Below are 15,417 nucleotides of genomic sequence, written 5' to 3'. Positions count from 1 at the left end.
TTTCGGATATCAACAACTCACCCGCACCGGCTGTACCCGCAATTTCCGCAGGTCTTGCATCCCTCAATATTAATAAGCGATGCACCTCCGCATGAAGGGCAGAGATCCCGCGATGCCGCCGAATGGCTATGCGCCCCATGGCCTCCGTGCCCGGCATCCGCAGGAGCCGCGGCTGGCACGCTTGATTTCAGCTCGGCGCTCAGCGCCTCATTGAAATCGAGCTCCAGGGTGGCCGCGATCGGAGCGGCCACGTGGTCGTCATGTGCGTTGTTCTGCACATGCGTTTCGAGGGCTTTGGCTACCGCGTCGGCAATGGACTCGACACGGTTCGCGCCGAAGCCGATGGCGCCGGAGCCGCCGATACCTTTGAGATGCTTGATCAGCAGCTCGACCTTCTCGCCGTGGTCGCCGTAGCGCAGGAACAGCGAGCAGACACGGCCCAGGGCTTCAGCCATGGCGAAGACGTCGGAGCCGGCCTTGCCGACATTCAAGAAGATTTCGGCCGGAATGCCGTCCAGGTCGTTGATGGTGATATACGCCATGCCGAATGGCGTGTTGATTTTATAGGTAGCGCCGCGCAGCACCTGCGGGCGTTTTTTGTATTGCTTGTCGACCACATTCGCCTGTGGTGCCGGAGCTGCCGCCACTACCGGAGCCGGTGCTGGTGCAGGAGCAGGCTCAACTGCAGCCGGCTCTGCTGCGGCTGGTTCGTCCTTCTTGTCTTCCTTCTTCGACGTTTCCAGCACCTGAACATCGCGGCTGCCGTCGCGGTAGATCGTTACGCCTTTGCAGCCGAGGTCGAAGGCCATTTCATACAGCTCAGCCGTTTCTTCGACGGTGAAGTCGGACGGGCAGTTCGCTGTCTTGGAGATCGAGCTGTCCACCCAGCGCTGAATCGCCGCCTGCACACGGATATGGTCCTTGGCAGACAGATCCATCGAGGTTACGAAGTACTCCGGCAGCTCCTCACCCGGATTGGCCTGCAGCCATTCCTGTGCAATCGGCACGAACTGCTCGTCATAGCCGAGCCGGCTCTGGCGGAAATATTTGAAGGCAAAATACGGTTCAATCCCGGTCGATGTACCGACCATTGTACCAGTGCTGCCTGTCGGTGCCTGTGTAATAACAGTAACGTTACGCATACCGTGCTTACGGATGGATTCGCCAACCTCCGGATACACATCGGCAATATTGCGTATAAATCCGCTCTGCAGATATTTTTCTGCATCAAAGGCCTTGAAGGATCCCTTATCACCTGCGATGGCCGAAGAAGCCAGATAGGCCTCTCTTGCCATGAAGCCGTAGAGCTTGTCCAGGAATTCCAGAGATTCCGGGCTGCCGTAGCGGATATTCAGCTTGATCATCAGCTCGGCCAGGCCCATCGTACCGAGACCTACGCGGCGCTCCAGCTTCTGGTTCGCTTCATTTTCCGGGAAATGATACGGCGTCTTGTCGATAACATTGTCCAGAAAACGGACGGAATAACGGGTCGTTCTCGCCAGATCCGCCCAGTCCACATCATGATTCTCGGCATCATAGAATTTGGACAGGTTAACCGCCGACAGGTTGCAGACGCCCCAGCCCGGAAGCCCCTGCTCACCGCAGTTGTGTGCAACTACTCCGCCGGCAATCAGCGAGTGCGTTACAGGCTCGGTGATATCATAGACCGTTACAACCTCTCCAGTCTCAATACCAACGACTTTGGACATAAACTTCTCTGATTTGCGCGAAGGTCTGGCGATCCGTTCCAACGCTTCTTGTTTTCTGGTGATCAGCTTGAAGCCGATCTTTTCCTTGAATTGCACAATGTTGTTTCCGCTTAGAATCAGCTCATAGAATCCGCTGCCCTCGTAGGTTCGCTCTTCTCCACTTAGAGTTGTGTAAGTAAAGACAGCCTGTGCTTTCTTTGGACGGTTATAAATAGAGCTGTTAATCCCAAAATTAAGCAGCAGCAACTGAACCCCCTGCAGAAGCTTCTTTGATGCGGATGTCAATCTCACAGTCCGGTGCATCTCGTCATTCTCATACACCGTTCCGTCTGCCGAAAATAATCCTTGCAGGAAAGCCACAACTGTCGCGCGCGAAGCGGTATACAGTGCGGCCGGAACCTCTTTTTCCGCCGCTTTGACAGCCTTGACTCCAAGGGCTTCAAGCTGCTCACGGAACGATTTGCGCCACCAGTATGCCTGCTTTGTCCCGTTGTCCCGGTTAAACACTTTGGCGGTTACGCCTGTAATACTTTCTCCAGCAGCAATCAGTGCCGGGATGACTTCACTGTCCGCCTCACCGAATACCATGCCGATGTCGCCGCGTCCTGAGATCCAGCCATCTCCGGTCAGCCACCCCAGGAACCAGCCCCACTGCTCCCCGAGTGTGTCTTCTGCCGCAAAGCCGCCCTCACCGGACTGCAGATAGACACGATCGTCAGGAGTTAAAGCGTGAGCCTCTTTCCAGCCGGAATCGGTAAACAGACGATGTTCAGGTGTTACAGATAATTCAACCCCATTTTGCAGGGAAATTTTCAAGGTCTCTCTGGTTCCCGTAGGGAATACCTTCGCCCTTCTCATCTGCAGCCCCGGAATTTCATAGCTTCGGCCGCCGACCACTTTTACCTGCTCGACCAGTCTCAAATCGGTTCCGACAAGGAACGATTCTCCAGCCGTCTTTTTGTATAATTCCTCTATAGTAAGAAGTCCATATTCTGTTGCAATCCGGGTGTCCGGGTGGAAACAAGGATTCGTACAAATAATCGGACTGAAATACCAGCTGTTCGACATCTGGTTGTAATACTCCATAAATACAACACCCGGCTCCGCAGACTTCCAGGCCGATTCGATAATCGTATGCCAGACATCGCGAGCCTTGACAGTCCGGTAAGGGATGACCGCACGGCCGGCTGCCTTCCATTTATCCAGATCGCCGTCCCAGATTTCGTCGTAGTCCGGATCGGTCGTATCCGGGAAGACCAGCTCCCAGTCCAGATCCTCTTTGACGGCCTTCATGAAGCTGTTACTCACGCACACCGACAGGTTGGCATTGGTCACCTGCCCCATTGTCTGCTTCACAGTGATGAAATCGACTACGTCCGGATGCCAGTCGTTGATCATCAGCATCAGCGCACCGCGGCGGCTTCCGCCCTGCTCAATCAGTCCGGTCGTGTAGCTGAACAGGCCGCCCCAGGATACGGAACCGCTGGATGAGCCGTTAACGCCTCTCACAATCGCCCGGCGCGGGCGCAGCGAGGAGAGGTTAATGCCGACACCGCCGCCGCGGGCCATAATTTCGGTCATTTCGGAGAGGGTCTGCATAATCCCGCCACGGCTGTCTTTTGGCGAAGGAACAACGTAGCAGTTGAACAAGGTCAGCTCTTCACTCGCCCCCGCTCCTGCAGCAATCCGTCCGCCCGGAACGAGCTTCCAGTCATCAAGAATGGAACGGAATTTGCCGGTCCACTCCTCCTGCAGTTCAGGTGTCTTCTCGACAGAGGCCATGGCCGCAGCCAGACGGTCCCACATTTCCTCCGGAGTCTTCTCTATATTAAGGGTAAGCTTCTCCACATCCGATTGCACAAGCTCACCGCTGCGGGTCTTTACGGTTACAATCCGTCCGCTGCGCTCGACAATTTCGCCAACTTCCTTGGTCGGAAATTTCGGGTCATCCTTGGTCAGCACCAGCACGACATCGCCCACCTTGGCGTTATTGCTGTCCGCATCCTTCCAGGCGTAACGGTCCAAAAATATTTTCTCGCTCAGTCCCTCAAGGCGCTGCCTGGGTTCCACTGTACTCAATAGAAAAACCTCCCGGTATGTGATATGTAAAACAAGTACTGCAGATAATGCCAGCTTCGGCTTGTCAATAAAAAATTAACTCAAAAAGCCTGCCGCAAACCAACATTTCAAGCTTTTGTAACAATATATTGTGTAAACATGCTTTAACACTATACCACATATTGTACCAGAGTTCCTTTTTGAAAATAGAAGCCTTAGCGCAAAAATAAGCCTTTTCGGCAGCATTTTCCGGCAAAATCTCGGTTTTTTAGTCTCTGTTATGAATTCTCTTTTTTACGAGCATACTACTTTTACGCATTCCGATATGAGACCTTGCCGGAGGAGGCTGCAACATGATGCAATTATCCCGCAATTCCTTGCCGCAGGAGGGAGGCATATCCGCTCCGCTGCTGCCGGTTCCCCTGTCCTTTGAACGGAACTGGCTGCAGGATCTGGAATCCAGGCTGGAAAAAGGCGGCCCCTGGGGCGACTGGAAATTATCCCGGCTGGCTGTGCAGGGGGAACAATGCGGTCTTGTCACCAGCTTTGACGAACTGCAGTGCACGAAGCATCTGTCCGGCCTGTCCCCGCTGCCCCATCAGCTGGATACTGCCCATAAAGTACTGTTTGAAATGTCCGGCCGGGCCATTCTTGCTGATGAGGTGGGGCTTGGCAAGACGATTGAAGCCGGCCTGATACTGAAAGAGTATCTGGTACGCGGTCTGGTGGGCAAGGTACTGATTCTCGTCCCCGCTTCTCTTGTGCTGCAATGGGTCCGCGAGCTTAATGCCAAGTTCGGAATTAACGCCGTCGCCCAGAAAAAAGCCTATTCGTGGAGCAATGACATCGTTGTCGCCTCCCTGGATACAGCCAAGCGTGATCCGCATAAGGAGCTTCTGTTAAGCGCTGAATACGACATGCTGATTATTGACGAGGCCCATAAGCTGAAGAACAAGAAATCGACCAATTATCAGTTCGTTCAGCAGCTGCGCAAAAAATACTGCCTGCTGCTCACCGCGACGCCTGTCCAGAACGACCTCGGCGAGCTGTTTAATCTGATTACGCTGCTGAAGCCGGGACAGCTGGGGAATCAGGGTGATTTTGCAGCCAATTTTGTCGTCGATAAACGTCAGCCGAAGAACGAGGTCCAGCTGCGCGGCGAGCTCTCCAAGGTGATGATCCGCAACCGGCGCGGCGAGGGGCCTGTTACCTTCACAAAGCGCAAAGTACGCAATATTCCGCTCACTCTTTCATCTGAGGAAAAGGCACTCTATGACGGGGTTACCGCGTTTGTCAAAGATACTTATCAGGAGTCCGGCGGCAATCTCAGCAGCATGCTCTCCCTTGTAACACTGCAGCGTGAAGTCTGCAGCAGCCGTGACGCCGTATTCATTACTCTCGTTAATCTGATCAAAAAACTGCCTGCCGATTCGCCCAAACGTGACCGGATGATGGAGCTGCTGCAGAGTATCCGTACAGTCAAGACGAACACCAAGGCGGAGAAGACGATGGAGCTGATCCGGGAAATGAATGAAAAGGTCATCGTATTCACAGAGTACCGGGCCACCCAGGAGTATTTACTGCAATATTTCCGTGATCACGAGCTGCAGTGTGTGCCTTATTCCGGCGGAATGAACCGCGGCAAAAAAGACTGGATGATGGATCTGTTCCGCGGACGCGCCCAGGTCATGATTGCCACCGAAGCGGGCGGCGAGGGTATTAATCTGCAGTTCTGCCACCATATGATCAATTTCGATCTGCCCTGGAACCCGATGCGGGTGGAGCAGCGGATCGGCCGGGTACACCGGCTGGGCCAGACGAATGATGTCGTCATCTATAATCTGTCTACCCAGGGAACGATTGAAGAGCATATCCTTCATCTGCTGCATGAGAAAATAAACATGTTCGAAATGGTGATCGGGGGGCTGGATGTCATTCTCGAACGCTTTGAACAGAAGGAGTCCCTGGAAAAAAGCCTTTATAAAATCATGTTGGAAGCCCGCAGCGACGAGGAGCTGCGCAACGGACTGGATCATATCGGCGAATCGCTGAGTGAGCTGTCCCAGGAAACGCGGCAGGAAAGCAGGGTTTCGCCATGACACTGACTGCACAGGAGGTCCGCAGGCATGTGATGGATTATCTGGAGGCTACGGACTGCACCGTTATCGAGGTTTCACCGCTGCATGTAACGGTCAAGCTCTCACCCCGCGCCGACCGGATGCTGACCGACAGGCCCTATTACTGGGGTTTCGTGGAGCGGACAGGCGCAGAGCCGGAGACGCTTTCCTTCACCTTCGTATTTGATCCCGAGCAATATGATCATGCCGCAGCCCAGGCAGCTGCAGCCCCTGCCCGGCCGCGCGGCGGTATGAACCTTCCGTCAGCACCCTTGGTTCAGTCCGGCAGCACAGAGATGGAGGCTGCGTCAGAGCCTGCCGCAGGCGCTTTTAACGGCTCCCCGAACGGTGCGCCGCCCGGAGTTTCCACGGACCCGCAGGACAGCATTCTTGCCCGCTATTTCGGCATCGTGCCGGCACTGCCGCGGCTGGGACCGGGCCTGATCCGCCGTGAGGATGTCACCTACGGCAGCAAGCGGCTCAAGCAAATCTGGGACGCTGCAAGAGATGAAGGCAAGTGCCTGCAGCTGTTCGAGGACCCCGGCAGCAGACAGCGCATGACATTATTCTCGGCAGCCTATGAGCCTTGGCTTGGCGTGTGTTACAAGGTCGAGATGACCTGCGACCTGAAGCGGGAGGAGCTGCATTTCCTCGGCATCTCCCTGACCACAGGGAGAATTGCCGCTGATTTCGGCACCAGGCTGGGCAGTCTGGAGCTAACCCCCCGCCTGCCTGAGAATATTCATATCCAGCCCTATGAGCTGACCGTTTCAGGCGGAGCAGACAGGCTGGAGAGCTATCTGACAGATCAGCTCGCCGGACTGGATTACAGCTGGGCTGAGGAAGCGCGGGAGCGGCTTAGACTGGAGCTGGGCATCGTGGATCTTTATTATTCCGAGCTGCTGAAGGAGCCGGACGAGGAGAAGAAGCAGGCCATCGAGGAGCAATATAACGCCCGGCGGACCGAGACCGCCTGGCAGTACGAGCCGCAAATCGCAGTTTCCGCTGTCACATATGGTCTGTTTCATCTACGCAGCTCATAGAATACGACCAGGTCTGCTAAAAGCAGGCAAAAAAAGAAGCCGAATTCTCCGCAGCCGCGCGACAGCAAGCAACAGCCTTTTCAGGGCTTGTCTTCTACAATAGCTGTAGAGGACAAGCCTGTATGATTTTGGAAGAAGAAAGGTGAATGATGAGATGAAAGCATCTGCAAGACCACAGGCAGTGCCATGGCGCCGCCGGCTGTTTCCCCTTCTGTGTCTCGGACTGGCCCTGCTGCCTGCAGCTGCAGTGGTTCCGTCAGCAGGTGAAGCAACCGCCCAGGGCAGCCGTATTCTTGTGCCGCAAGCCGTTTCCCAGGCGCTTCAGCCTGACCTCTCCATAAAGCCTCTGCCGTCACCCAATACCTTGCAGGAATTCACTGCCGATACAATCAGCAGGTTATCTGCAGCTGAACCTTTTACAGCATGGAAGAATGCCGAAACGGAATATTACCCGCTTGGACCAGGCACACACAGCTGGCTGATCAATGTGCTCAGCGGCGGGCAGCGCATCGGGTATCTGATCATCTCTGCTGTTGAAAACGGCGGCTATATGCTCAGTGAATACGGTGCGGGTACGACCGGACTTCCATACAGCTTGACCGAACTGCGCCAGTTTGTGGTGCAGGAGGCCCTTATTCCCTCATCCTATTCAGGCAACACCGAACTCACTGCTCTTTATGCTCCCATGCTGCCGGTATGGAAGCTGACCGTTGATCAACAAACCTACTATATTAATGCTGTAACCCTGCAGCTTCTGCCCTGGAATTCAGCCAAGGCTGATGCTGTCCTGAAGGCAGCGCTGACGGCAGCCGATGCGGTAATCAGCACCGGCAGCCGCTGGTCTCCGCTTCAGGCCAGCCTTAGCGGCGGCCAGGACGATCCGTATGCGGATATCCGGTGGCTCGCCAGCTCCAGGCTGAAGGCTGTCGACAGCGGCAATGTTGCCGTCCTGCTTGGCAGCGGCCGGTCCCTGGCCTATCAGTCACCTGGAGCGAATGATACGACCGGCGCTCCTTTTATGATCACCGGCTATCAGAGCTGGCGTCCCTCCGTCCAGGAGAACACCAAAATCAGCCGCACAGTGATCTATGCCGCTACAGGCGTGAAGGGACGGCGCTATTTGCCCTTTGCCCTGCTGCAAAAGACGGGAACTCTGCACAAGCTTCCCGATGGGCAGGGCAGTGATTTAGCTTACAGGACTGAGATTGAATCTGTTACAATATTGCGTTAGCTGATGAAGTTTTGCGTCTGTTGTTGTTAAGGTGTAACTGCTGTAAAGATTGTGTTAACTGGTGGATGAGTCACTTGCTGAAGCGCCTGAGATCGCCAATTCTACAGACCGCACGATCCAAATAAGCTTATCTCTAAACACAAAACAACCTTCCCTTTCAGTTGCCGTAATGCGGCCGGGAAGGTTGTTTTATTTACACAGATACCGCTGTGCTTCTTGTATACTTAGTTCACTTGCGGCTTTCCCGGGTCCATTTGCTCCGCCAGATCGACAGGCCAAGCGGCAGCATGCCGAACCATTTTTGCGCCCACGGCTGCTTCTCCGCTTTGCGCCGTTCCCTGCTGGCCCGCGGGTCCTCCATATAGACTACTACCTTTTCGGTGATGTACTTTACCAGATCATCTCCGCTGGAAGCCATAATCCATACCTCCTTTTAGATCTACAGCTATTCTTTATCCGGTCTGTGCCGGACCTCTATGGATCTAGTGTGCTCGAAAGGTGACCTCTCTAAACCGGCAGCAGCCCGTATAGAGTTGCCTTTTACAGCACAATCTAACAAAGATTCCACCGGATGAACCAGTAGAACATGCAAGGAGGTCATACACTTGAGAAATGTAAGCTTGCGGTCTGCCGGCTTTGATAACAAGGCTGTATACCGGAGATGGCGCAGATGGACCATTCTGCTTGCTTCAGCGGGACTGCTGGCGATGCTGGCCGGACCTGCCGATGCCGCACACAAGGCATCTTCGGACCCGTCGCCTCAGCCGAATGATGAACGCCGCCAGGTGCTGGGCCATGATCAGCGGATTATCCTGATTGATGCCGGGCACGGAGGGATTGACGGCGGAACCTCCCACGGCGAGATTCTCGAGAAGGATATTACCCTGGCTATTTCCCGCCGTCTATTCCTGCTGCTGCGCAGTGACGGCTTCGACGCCATCCTTAACCGTACCGGGGATTACGCCCCCAGCGACGAGAACCTCTGGCTGCGCAGCAAATCACGCCATCTGCGCGATCTGGCCCAGCGCAAGGAGCTGGCAGAGACACTGCCTGCGAATGTGGTCGTCAGCGTTCACATTAACTGGGCGCCTTCACCCGCCAAGCACGGGCCGCTGGTGCTGTACCGCCAGGAAGGGCGCAGCTTTATGCTGGCCAGGTCAATTCAGGATCAGCTGGACAAGCTGTATGGCATGAAGACCGATCCCAGACCCGGCAAACCGTTCTATCTGCTTAACAAGATAACTGCCACAACGGTAATCGTTGAGGCGGGATTCATAAGCAGTCCGGACGACCGCAGCCGGCTCTGCACCCCTCATGGGCAGGAGGAGCTGGCTGAGGCCATCGCCGCCGGGATCACAGCCTACCTTATGGAAGTGTAAGCTTCGCATTCCATTTCCATTCTGCCTTAACCAGATCCGAGATGCCGACAAAGTCTACACTGTCCTTCAGTTCTTCAATGCCGCTGCGGATGCCCGCGGCGGTCTCTTTGCCCTGTATGCCGACATGCCCGATGGTTATACAAAACCGCTGGTCCTGTGCATGCTCCTGCACCAGCCGCATTTGCTTCAGGACATGGCCTGCAGAATGGACATCATCAAGAAAGATGTGGTTCTCCACCGGAGGAAGACCTTGCTCACGGGCAAGCTTACCGGCTATTGACCGGTAATTGGTATGGCTGTCTACAAAAAACAGCCCCCGCTCCCTGCAGACCTCCAGCACAATGCCCATAACCCGTTCATCCCCGGTTACCTTGGAGCCCATGTGATTGTTGATGCCGATGGCGTAAGGGACATTATCGATCGCCGCTTCCACCCTTTCCCGAACCTCTGCGTCGCTCATACTGGTCAGCACAGCACCCGGTCCGAGCCACTCCGGCTTGCCCTGCCGCGGCTCCATCGGCAGATGCACAAGCACATCATAGCCGCGTTCATGCGCTCTCTTAGCGTCCTCCTCTGTGGTGGACAGAAACGGCATGACTGCAGCCGTAATTTTGATCGGCAGCGCAAACATCTCCTCTGTCCCGCGCATCCTGTTGCCGAAATCGTCAATGATGATCGCTACCTTGCTGCGGGCTGCCTGTACGGGCTTATCCCCTGTCAACTCTACACCATGGATCCCGGACAACTTCACGACCGTCCCGGCCCCGCCTCCTGTTTCAGAAGCTGCTGATCCTGCAGCAGACGGAGCTCCCGGAGTCAGTGATGTTATAAGGACAGCAACGGCAACATAGGAGAGCAGCTTGCGGCAGCTTAGCAGCGGGTACTGGCTTTTGTTCATAAGAAACGCCTCCTTCATCTGTAACTAATACTCTCATTGTTTGGAATCCGCAGGAGTAATATGTACAGGCGGGATGCGCAATAATTAACAGTCCTGCTCAGTCTGCCGTCCAAAAAGGTCGGCTGCCAGCAGTGCGTCATATACATCCTGAGGCATTACCGCAAACGGCATGTTCTCCATCGGTCCGTCTCCGGCACAGCTGGCCGCAGCAGCAGCCATAAGCTTCTCCGCAGCAACACCTCCAAGCCCCATCTGATCCAGGGTAAGGGGTAAGCCCACCCCGCGGCAGAAGCCGGCAACGGCAGCAGCCTCTTCCTCAGGCGCCTGCTCCAGCATCAGCTGGGCCAGGGTGGCAAAAGCCACCTTCTCTCCGTGCAGCATGTGCCGGCATTCTTCAAGCATGGTCAGCCCGTTATGAATGGCATGGGCTGCAGCGAGGCCGCCGCTCTCAAAGCCTATCCCGCTGAGATAAATGTTCGCCTCAATAATGCGGGCAACCTGCGCGGAGGCTCTGCCCTGCCGGACATCTTCCAGAGCGCAAAGCCCGTCCTGTAGAAGGGTATCATAGCAGGCCCGGGCGAGAGCGAAGGCAGCGGTCGAGCCCACGCCGCCGGCTTCGGTGACAGCGCCCGATCTGCGGCAGGCTCTCGCTTCAAAGTAGGTCGACAGCGCGTCTCCCATCCCCGCTGCCAGCAGCCGGGCCGGTGCCTTCGCGATCAGCCCGGTGTCTACAATCACAGCATCCGGGCTGCGCCGCAGGGATAAGTAACGGTCAAATTCTCCTTGTTCCGAGTACAACACGGATACTGCGCTGCACGGCGCATCCGTTGAAGCAACCGTCGGAACCAGAATGACCGGCAGTCTGGCGTAGTGACTGACCGCCTTGGCGGTATCCAGTGTTTTGCCTCCGCCGATCCCCAGAATAACCCCTATCCTGTCAAGATCTAGCTCAGAAACAATCTGTTCCACTTGCGCAAAGCTGCACTCGCCCTGAAATTCCCGCAGCCGGAGTCCTAGCATCTCCCTTTCAAAGCTGCTCCGGATCTCCTCACCATATACCGACAAAATATAAGGATCTACTATTGCATAAGCCTCCCCGGCTTCCATTTGTACACAATAGGCTCCAAGCCTGGCTATCTCGCCCTCTCCCTGAATATACTTTGACGGAGCATATGTAACCTGTCTCATGCCAATCCCCTCCCTTTTCCAATTGACCTCCATTGTAAAGAAGCACTGCTCCCTGCGCTATTAAAAAAGCCCCAATCCCGGCGGGATGGAGCTTAAGTAGGCAGTTATCTATTTTTTCGGGCAGGCATCCGTTTGACATCTCCGGTCAGTGTACAGTTCTCATTGCGGGTTCCAATACCGCTGACGCTAACCTTGTTGTCGATGAAATCCACGATCTGCTGCAACGATGCAATCTGATCAATGATATTTTGCTTGTGGATCTGGATTTTGTCATACAGCTCCGGGTATTCGCTCAGGGCGGAATCCGGGGTCAGACTCAGATAAGGGCGCATCTCATCCAGCGGCATTCCTGTTTTTTTGAGGCAGACAATAAGCTTCATCCGCTCCACATCCGTCGCGCTATAGATCCGGTGCGTATTCCCTTTGCGCTTTGCCCGGGGCAGCAGCCCGATTTTTTCGTAGTAGCGGATGGTATCCTCGGCAATACCGGTAAGCTCTGCTGCTTTTTTAATGGAATAGCCCTCCTGGGCTCCCTCCTCTACTCCACCTGCTTGTTCTTCCTTCGCCAATTCTTCTTTTGCCTGTTCCATTCCAGCTTCCGTCGCCTCTATCATTCCTGCACCTCCAGAATTTCCCGGCCTATTCTTGGGACTGTAATATCCAATTAACTTATTGTATAACTTGGAGTCAGCTCCAAGTCAAGCGCCTCATTTTCCGCCAAAACACCCCTTGACTTGGAGCCGGCTCCAGGTTATAGAATGAGCCCACCATCAGATACACGGTGTTGCCGCACCCGCTATCCTGGACCCTATTTTCAAACGAAGGAGAGATATCAATGAATGAACAATATAATCGCACCAGCCGCGGAACCGCGCTGATTACCGGAGCCAACAACGGCATCGGACTTGAGCTGACCCGTAAAATGCTGGGCGAGGGCTGGCAGGTCGCCGCGCTGATCCGCTCTGCTTTTCCCGCCGGTGATCCCCTGATCACTGAAGCTGCAGCCGGCAAAAGGCTGAGGATTTACAACGCGGATTTGACCGATTTCGCCAGTCTGCACCAGGCCCTGGATGCAATTAAAGCCGGCGAGTCCAGGCTGGATCTGCTCTTTAATAATGCCGGAGGCAGTTTTTCGGAACTAAGCTATTCCGCACAGGGCCGTGAGCTGCATTTCGAGCTGCAGACGGTTGTCCCGTATATTATTACCATGGAACTGAAGGAGCTGCTGCTGAAGGGTTCTGCTCCGACCGTCATTAACACATCCTCCAATGCGATTCTGAGTGTAAAATCCTTCGACCCCGCCCTGCTGGAGCGGCCCCGTTCCTTCAGAAAGCTGTTCGGTCCGTACGCGGTCTCCAAACTGGCGCTGTCCCTGTGGACGAAGGAACTCGCGCCGCAGCTCGCTGCCGAGGGCATTATGATCCGCAGTGCCGACCCTGGAGGCAACAACACGCTCCGCAAGAATAAAAATTCAGGCCTGCCCTTCTATATTAAGCCCCTGATGAAAATGTTCTTTCACCATCCGAGCTACGGCGCCGGTCTGCTGTATAATGCCGCTTTGGGCAGACACAAAGATCAGCCGGGCATTTTCCTGATGAAGGATAAGGTATCCGGCCTGAAATTTTCCGAGCATGCCCCTGCCGTTCTAAGTAAGGTCCACAATATTTATGCCCAAGAGTTCTCTGCCATCCGTAAAAGCTCCTAACAGCGTTCCAGCAAAAGCGCTATCCTGCTAACAGCGGATAAAAGGCGGCGCCGCAAGCCGTCTCCCCAGGGAGAACAGCTGCGCCGCCGCCTTATTTATTGTACCCGTATTCAGTTTAGCCGTCCGAAGGACCGCAAGAACAGCAGCTTCTCCAGCGCAATCCAGCCCTTCCACCAATTTTCGCTGACGGCAAACTCCCGCTCATAGCCCGCCCAGCTCCAGTTCAGGTTCCAGACGCCTTCCCCGTTGCGGCTTTCAAGCGTATAGTCCAGCTCCTTCTCCACGATAGCTGCATTGTCTTCGTAGCCCAAGCTTTCCCGCTTTTGAATGAAAAACGAAGGTTTGCAGGTATAGCCGGTCCAGTCACCGGCATCCCGCTGCAGCAGGGCATTAATCCGCCGCTCAGCGGCTGATTTCATCTCAGCGTAAGCGAACTGGTCCTGAAGGCCTGCCAGGGCGATATACTCTAGCAGCGTCACGACACATTTGAGCGGATGCATTTCGATCTCCGGTTCCTGTAAGAAAAGAGCTTCTAACTCCTTCACAATCACCACTCCACGTGCAAAAAGCGCACTGTCCCTGTCAGCGAACCGCAGAATGAAGCCGGCGAGGATCGCGGTCGGATTAAATATACTGCGGGCTGTGCTGTCCGAGTCCATATTCCACCAGGGTGCATGCGGGTAATCGTTGTTAGAGGCAATCACATTCCGCCATGTGTTACCATCCATTTCGGCTCCGCTGTCCAGATACCTGAGTATGCCCTGCACTACGGGATGATCTTTGTCCTCAAACCCGATCTCCATCAGCATATCCGCCCCGGTTGCGGTCTGAAGCGGCGAGGAATACGGATTCCAGCCATCCGGTTCGAGGGCCTTTCCGAATCCGCCGTCTTCATTCTGGAAGGCTCCCAGTGCCGTCAGCACAGCAGTCTGTCCGCCATTCTCGAAATGAAACTGCCACTTTGCCAGTTCGAGCGGTCGGGCATTACGGTAAAACCAGTTTCTGATCCCTTGAAAATCCTCCCGTGCAAGCTTCATCCTCATTCCCCTTTTATTCAATTTATGCTGCCCAAGCAGCCCTTACCCCTGTATTATATACCTGACAGGCAGCATCTTGACTGTGATGTTGTTCAAGCAGGTTAATATTATAAACATACCAGTGCATATTATAGAGTACACAGAGGAGGGAATTATGAAGAAGAATGCCGCCGGAATGTACGCTTTTGCCAAAGAGCTGTTCAGCAAAATAAAAAACGATGATGTGCAGGGCGTCAGTGCGCAATTAACCTATTATCTTATCCTCTCCCTGTTTCCGTTCCTCATCTTCATCATGACGCTGATCGGGTACGCCCATATTTCCCTGGAGGACAAGATTCAGCAGCTCGAGCGGATTATGCCGGCCGAAGCCTATTCTATCATTGAAGAAATTCTGCAGGATGTCTCCGAGGGGCGGAGCCAGGCCCTGCTGTCGTTTGGTATGCTGGCTACGCTCTGGGCCGCCTCGAAGGGAGTCAACGCCATTATCAAAGGGCTTAACCGCGCTTATGATATTGACGAGAGCAGGGTCTTCTGGAAAGTCAGGGGGATCGCTTTTCTGGCTACGCTGTCCATCGGCCTGGTCGTGCTGCTCAGTATTCTGCTGCTCGTATTCGGGAGCTGGCTGAAGACACAGGTCTTTTTGCTTACTGATCTGCCTTATGGTCTGCAAAAGCTCTGGGACCTGCTGCAGTATGCCGTTCCCCTATTCGTTATGTTCGTCGTATTCACGCTGCTCTACTGGATTGCTCCCAGCCGCAGGCTGCGCCTAAGGGAGGTTATGCCGGGTGCACTCTTCTCTACCGTCGGCTGGATCGTCACCTCTGTACTTTTTTCCGTCTATGTCAATCAGTTCAGTGATTTCACCAAAACCTACGGCAGCCTTGGCGGGGTCATGATCCTGTTAATCTGGCTCTATATCAGCTCAATCATCATTCTGGCGGGCGGAGAGATCAATGCGCTTCTGCTGAACCGCAGGACTGCTCCGCGTATCCGGGCCTGATTTTGTATACCGCCGCATAACAATAAGGTGCTCTCCACATATGGAAAGCACC

12 protein-coding genes are annotated in these 15,417 nt (G+C 54.7%); 6 read left to right on the top strand and 6 right to left on the bottom strand.

Annotated features, from left to right (window positions below):
• Positions 1 to 17: 17 nt before the first annotated feature.
• Entirely contained in the window at positions 18 to 3,788 is a 3,771-nt protein-coding gene (locus AC4G46_RS11940; RefSeq protein WP_491128108.1) for a ribonucleotide reductase barrel domain-containing protein, read from the bottom strand.
• Between the two features lie 332 nt (positions 3,789 to 4,120).
• Between AC4G46_RS11940 and AC4G46_RS11935 the strand changes: the two genes are divergently transcribed.
• From AC4G46_RS11935 to AC4G46_RS11925, 3 genes are all read left to right on the top strand, one after another.
• A complete protein-coding gene (locus tag AC4G46_RS11935; protein ID WP_491128107.1) occupies positions 4,121 to 5,866 on the top strand; it encodes a DEAD/DEAH box helicase in 1,746 nt (581 codons plus the stop codon).
• On the top strand, positions 5,863 to 6,927 hold the full coding sequence (locus tag AC4G46_RS11930; protein WP_491128106.1) for a YqhG family protein: 1,065 nt from the start codon (positions 5,863 to 5,865) through the stop codon (positions 6,925 to 6,927). The genes AC4G46_RS11935 and AC4G46_RS11930 overlap by 4 nt, the downstream gene beginning before the upstream one ends.
• Positions 6,928 to 7,081: 154 nt before the next feature.
• Positions 7,082 to 8,158, top strand: a complete 1,077-nt coding sequence (locus tag AC4G46_RS11925) for a hypothetical protein (RefSeq protein ID WP_491128105.1) — start codon at positions 7,082 to 7,084, stop codon at positions 8,156 to 8,158.
• 229 nt (positions 8,159 to 8,387) lie between these two features.
• Here AC4G46_RS11925 and AC4G46_RS11920 read toward each other — a convergent pair whose 3' ends face one another.
• A complete protein-coding gene (locus AC4G46_RS11920) occupies positions 8,388 to 8,576 on the bottom strand; it encodes a YqzE family protein (RefSeq protein WP_491128104.1) in 189 nt (62 codons plus the stop codon).
• Positions 8,577 to 8,763: 187 nt separating this feature from the next.
• Between AC4G46_RS11920 and AC4G46_RS11915 the strand changes: the two genes are divergently transcribed.
• Positions 8,764 to 9,537, top strand: coding sequence for an N-acetylmuramoyl-L-alanine amidase family protein (locus AC4G46_RS11915; RefSeq protein ID WP_491128103.1), 774 nt, complete (start codon positions 8,764 to 8,766; stop codon positions 9,535 to 9,537).
• Here AC4G46_RS11915 and AC4G46_RS11910 read toward each other — a convergent pair.
• The 3 genes from AC4G46_RS11910 to AC4G46_RS11900 all read right to left on the bottom strand — a co-directional run bounded on the left by AC4G46_RS11910 (position 9,524) and on the right by AC4G46_RS11900 (position 12,237).
• Positions 9,524 to 10,435: a divergent polysaccharide deacetylase family protein gene (locus AC4G46_RS11910; protein ID WP_491128102.1), complete on the bottom strand. Its 912-nt coding sequence runs from the start codon at positions 10,433 to 10,435 to the stop codon at positions 9,524 to 9,526. The genes AC4G46_RS11915 and AC4G46_RS11910 overlap by 14 nt on opposite strands.
• A gap of 84 nt (positions 10,436 to 10,519) precedes the next feature.
• Positions 10,520 to 11,623: a glycerol dehydrogenase gene (locus AC4G46_RS11905; protein WP_491128101.1), complete on the bottom strand. Its 1,104-nt coding sequence runs from the start codon at positions 11,621 to 11,623 to the stop codon at positions 10,520 to 10,522.
• 104 nt (positions 11,624 to 11,727) lie between these two features.
• Positions 11,728 to 12,237, bottom strand: a complete 510-nt coding sequence (locus AC4G46_RS11900; RefSeq protein WP_491128100.1) for a MerR family transcriptional regulator — start codon at positions 12,235 to 12,237, stop codon at positions 11,728 to 11,730.
• A gap of 221 nt (positions 12,238 to 12,458) precedes the next feature.
• Between AC4G46_RS11900 and AC4G46_RS11895 the strand changes: the two genes are divergently transcribed.
• On the top strand, positions 12,459 to 13,328 hold the full coding sequence (locus tag AC4G46_RS11895; RefSeq protein ID WP_491128099.1) for an SDR family NAD(P)-dependent oxidoreductase: 870 nt from the start codon (positions 12,459 to 12,461) through the stop codon (positions 13,326 to 13,328).
• A gap of 110 nt (positions 13,329 to 13,438) precedes the next feature.
• Here the strand turns inward: AC4G46_RS11895 and AC4G46_RS11890 are convergent, their stop codons facing one another.
• Positions 13,439 to 14,365, bottom strand: a complete 927-nt coding sequence (locus AC4G46_RS11890) for a hypothetical protein (RefSeq protein WP_491128098.1) — start codon at positions 14,363 to 14,365, stop codon at positions 13,439 to 13,441.
• Between the two features lie 154 nt (positions 14,366 to 14,519).
• On the opposite strand from AC4G46_RS11890, the gene AC4G46_RS11885 reads away from it, so the two are divergent.
• The gene (locus AC4G46_RS11885) at positions 14,520 to 15,365 is read left to right on the top strand and encodes a YihY/virulence factor BrkB family protein (RefSeq protein WP_491128097.1); all 846 of its coding nucleotides are present in this window, start codon (positions 14,520 to 14,522) and stop codon (positions 15,363 to 15,365) included.
• Positions 15,366 to 15,417 lie beyond the last annotated feature (52 nt).

The organism is Paenibacillus sp. fava2 (assembly GCF_058313675.1).
This window is presented reverse-complemented; position numbering and strand designations above follow the sequence as displayed.

Coding starts and splice junctions, on each gene's coding strand:
- AC4G46_RS11935 (WP_491128107.1), top strand. CDS start 4,121: ATGATGCAATTATCCCGCAATTCCTTGCCGCAGGAGGGAGGCATATCC.
- AC4G46_RS11930 (WP_491128106.1), top strand. CDS start 5,863: ATGACACTGACTGCACAGGAGGTCCGCAGGCATGTGATGGATTATCTG.
- AC4G46_RS11925 (WP_491128105.1), top strand. CDS start 7,082: ATGAAAGCATCTGCAAGACCACAGGCAGTGCCATGGCGCCGCCGGCTG.
- AC4G46_RS11920 (WP_491128104.1), bottom strand. CDS start 8,576: ATGGCTTCCAGCGGAGATGATCTGGTAAAGTACATCACCGAAAAGGTA.
- AC4G46_RS11910 (WP_491128102.1), bottom strand. CDS start 10,435: ATGAACAAAAGCCAGTACCCGCTGCTAAGCTGCCGCAAGCTGCTCTCC.
- AC4G46_RS11905 (WP_491128101.1), bottom strand. CDS start 11,623: ATGAGACAGGTTACATATGCTCCGTCAAAGTATATTCAGGGAGAGGGC.
- AC4G46_RS11900 (WP_491128100.1), bottom strand. CDS start 12,237: ATGATAGAGGCGACGGAAGCTGGAATGGAACAGGCAAAAGAAGAATTG.
- AC4G46_RS11895 (WP_491128099.1), top strand. CDS start 12,459: ATGAATGAACAATATAATCGCACCAGCCGCGGAACCGCGCTGATTACC.
- AC4G46_RS11890 (WP_491128098.1), bottom strand. CDS start 14,365: ATGAAGCTTGCACGGGAGGATTTTCAAGGGATCAGAAACTGGTTTTAC.
- AC4G46_RS11885 (WP_491128097.1), top strand. CDS start 14,520: ATGAAGAAGAATGCCGCCGGAATGTACGCTTTTGCCAAAGAGCTGTTC.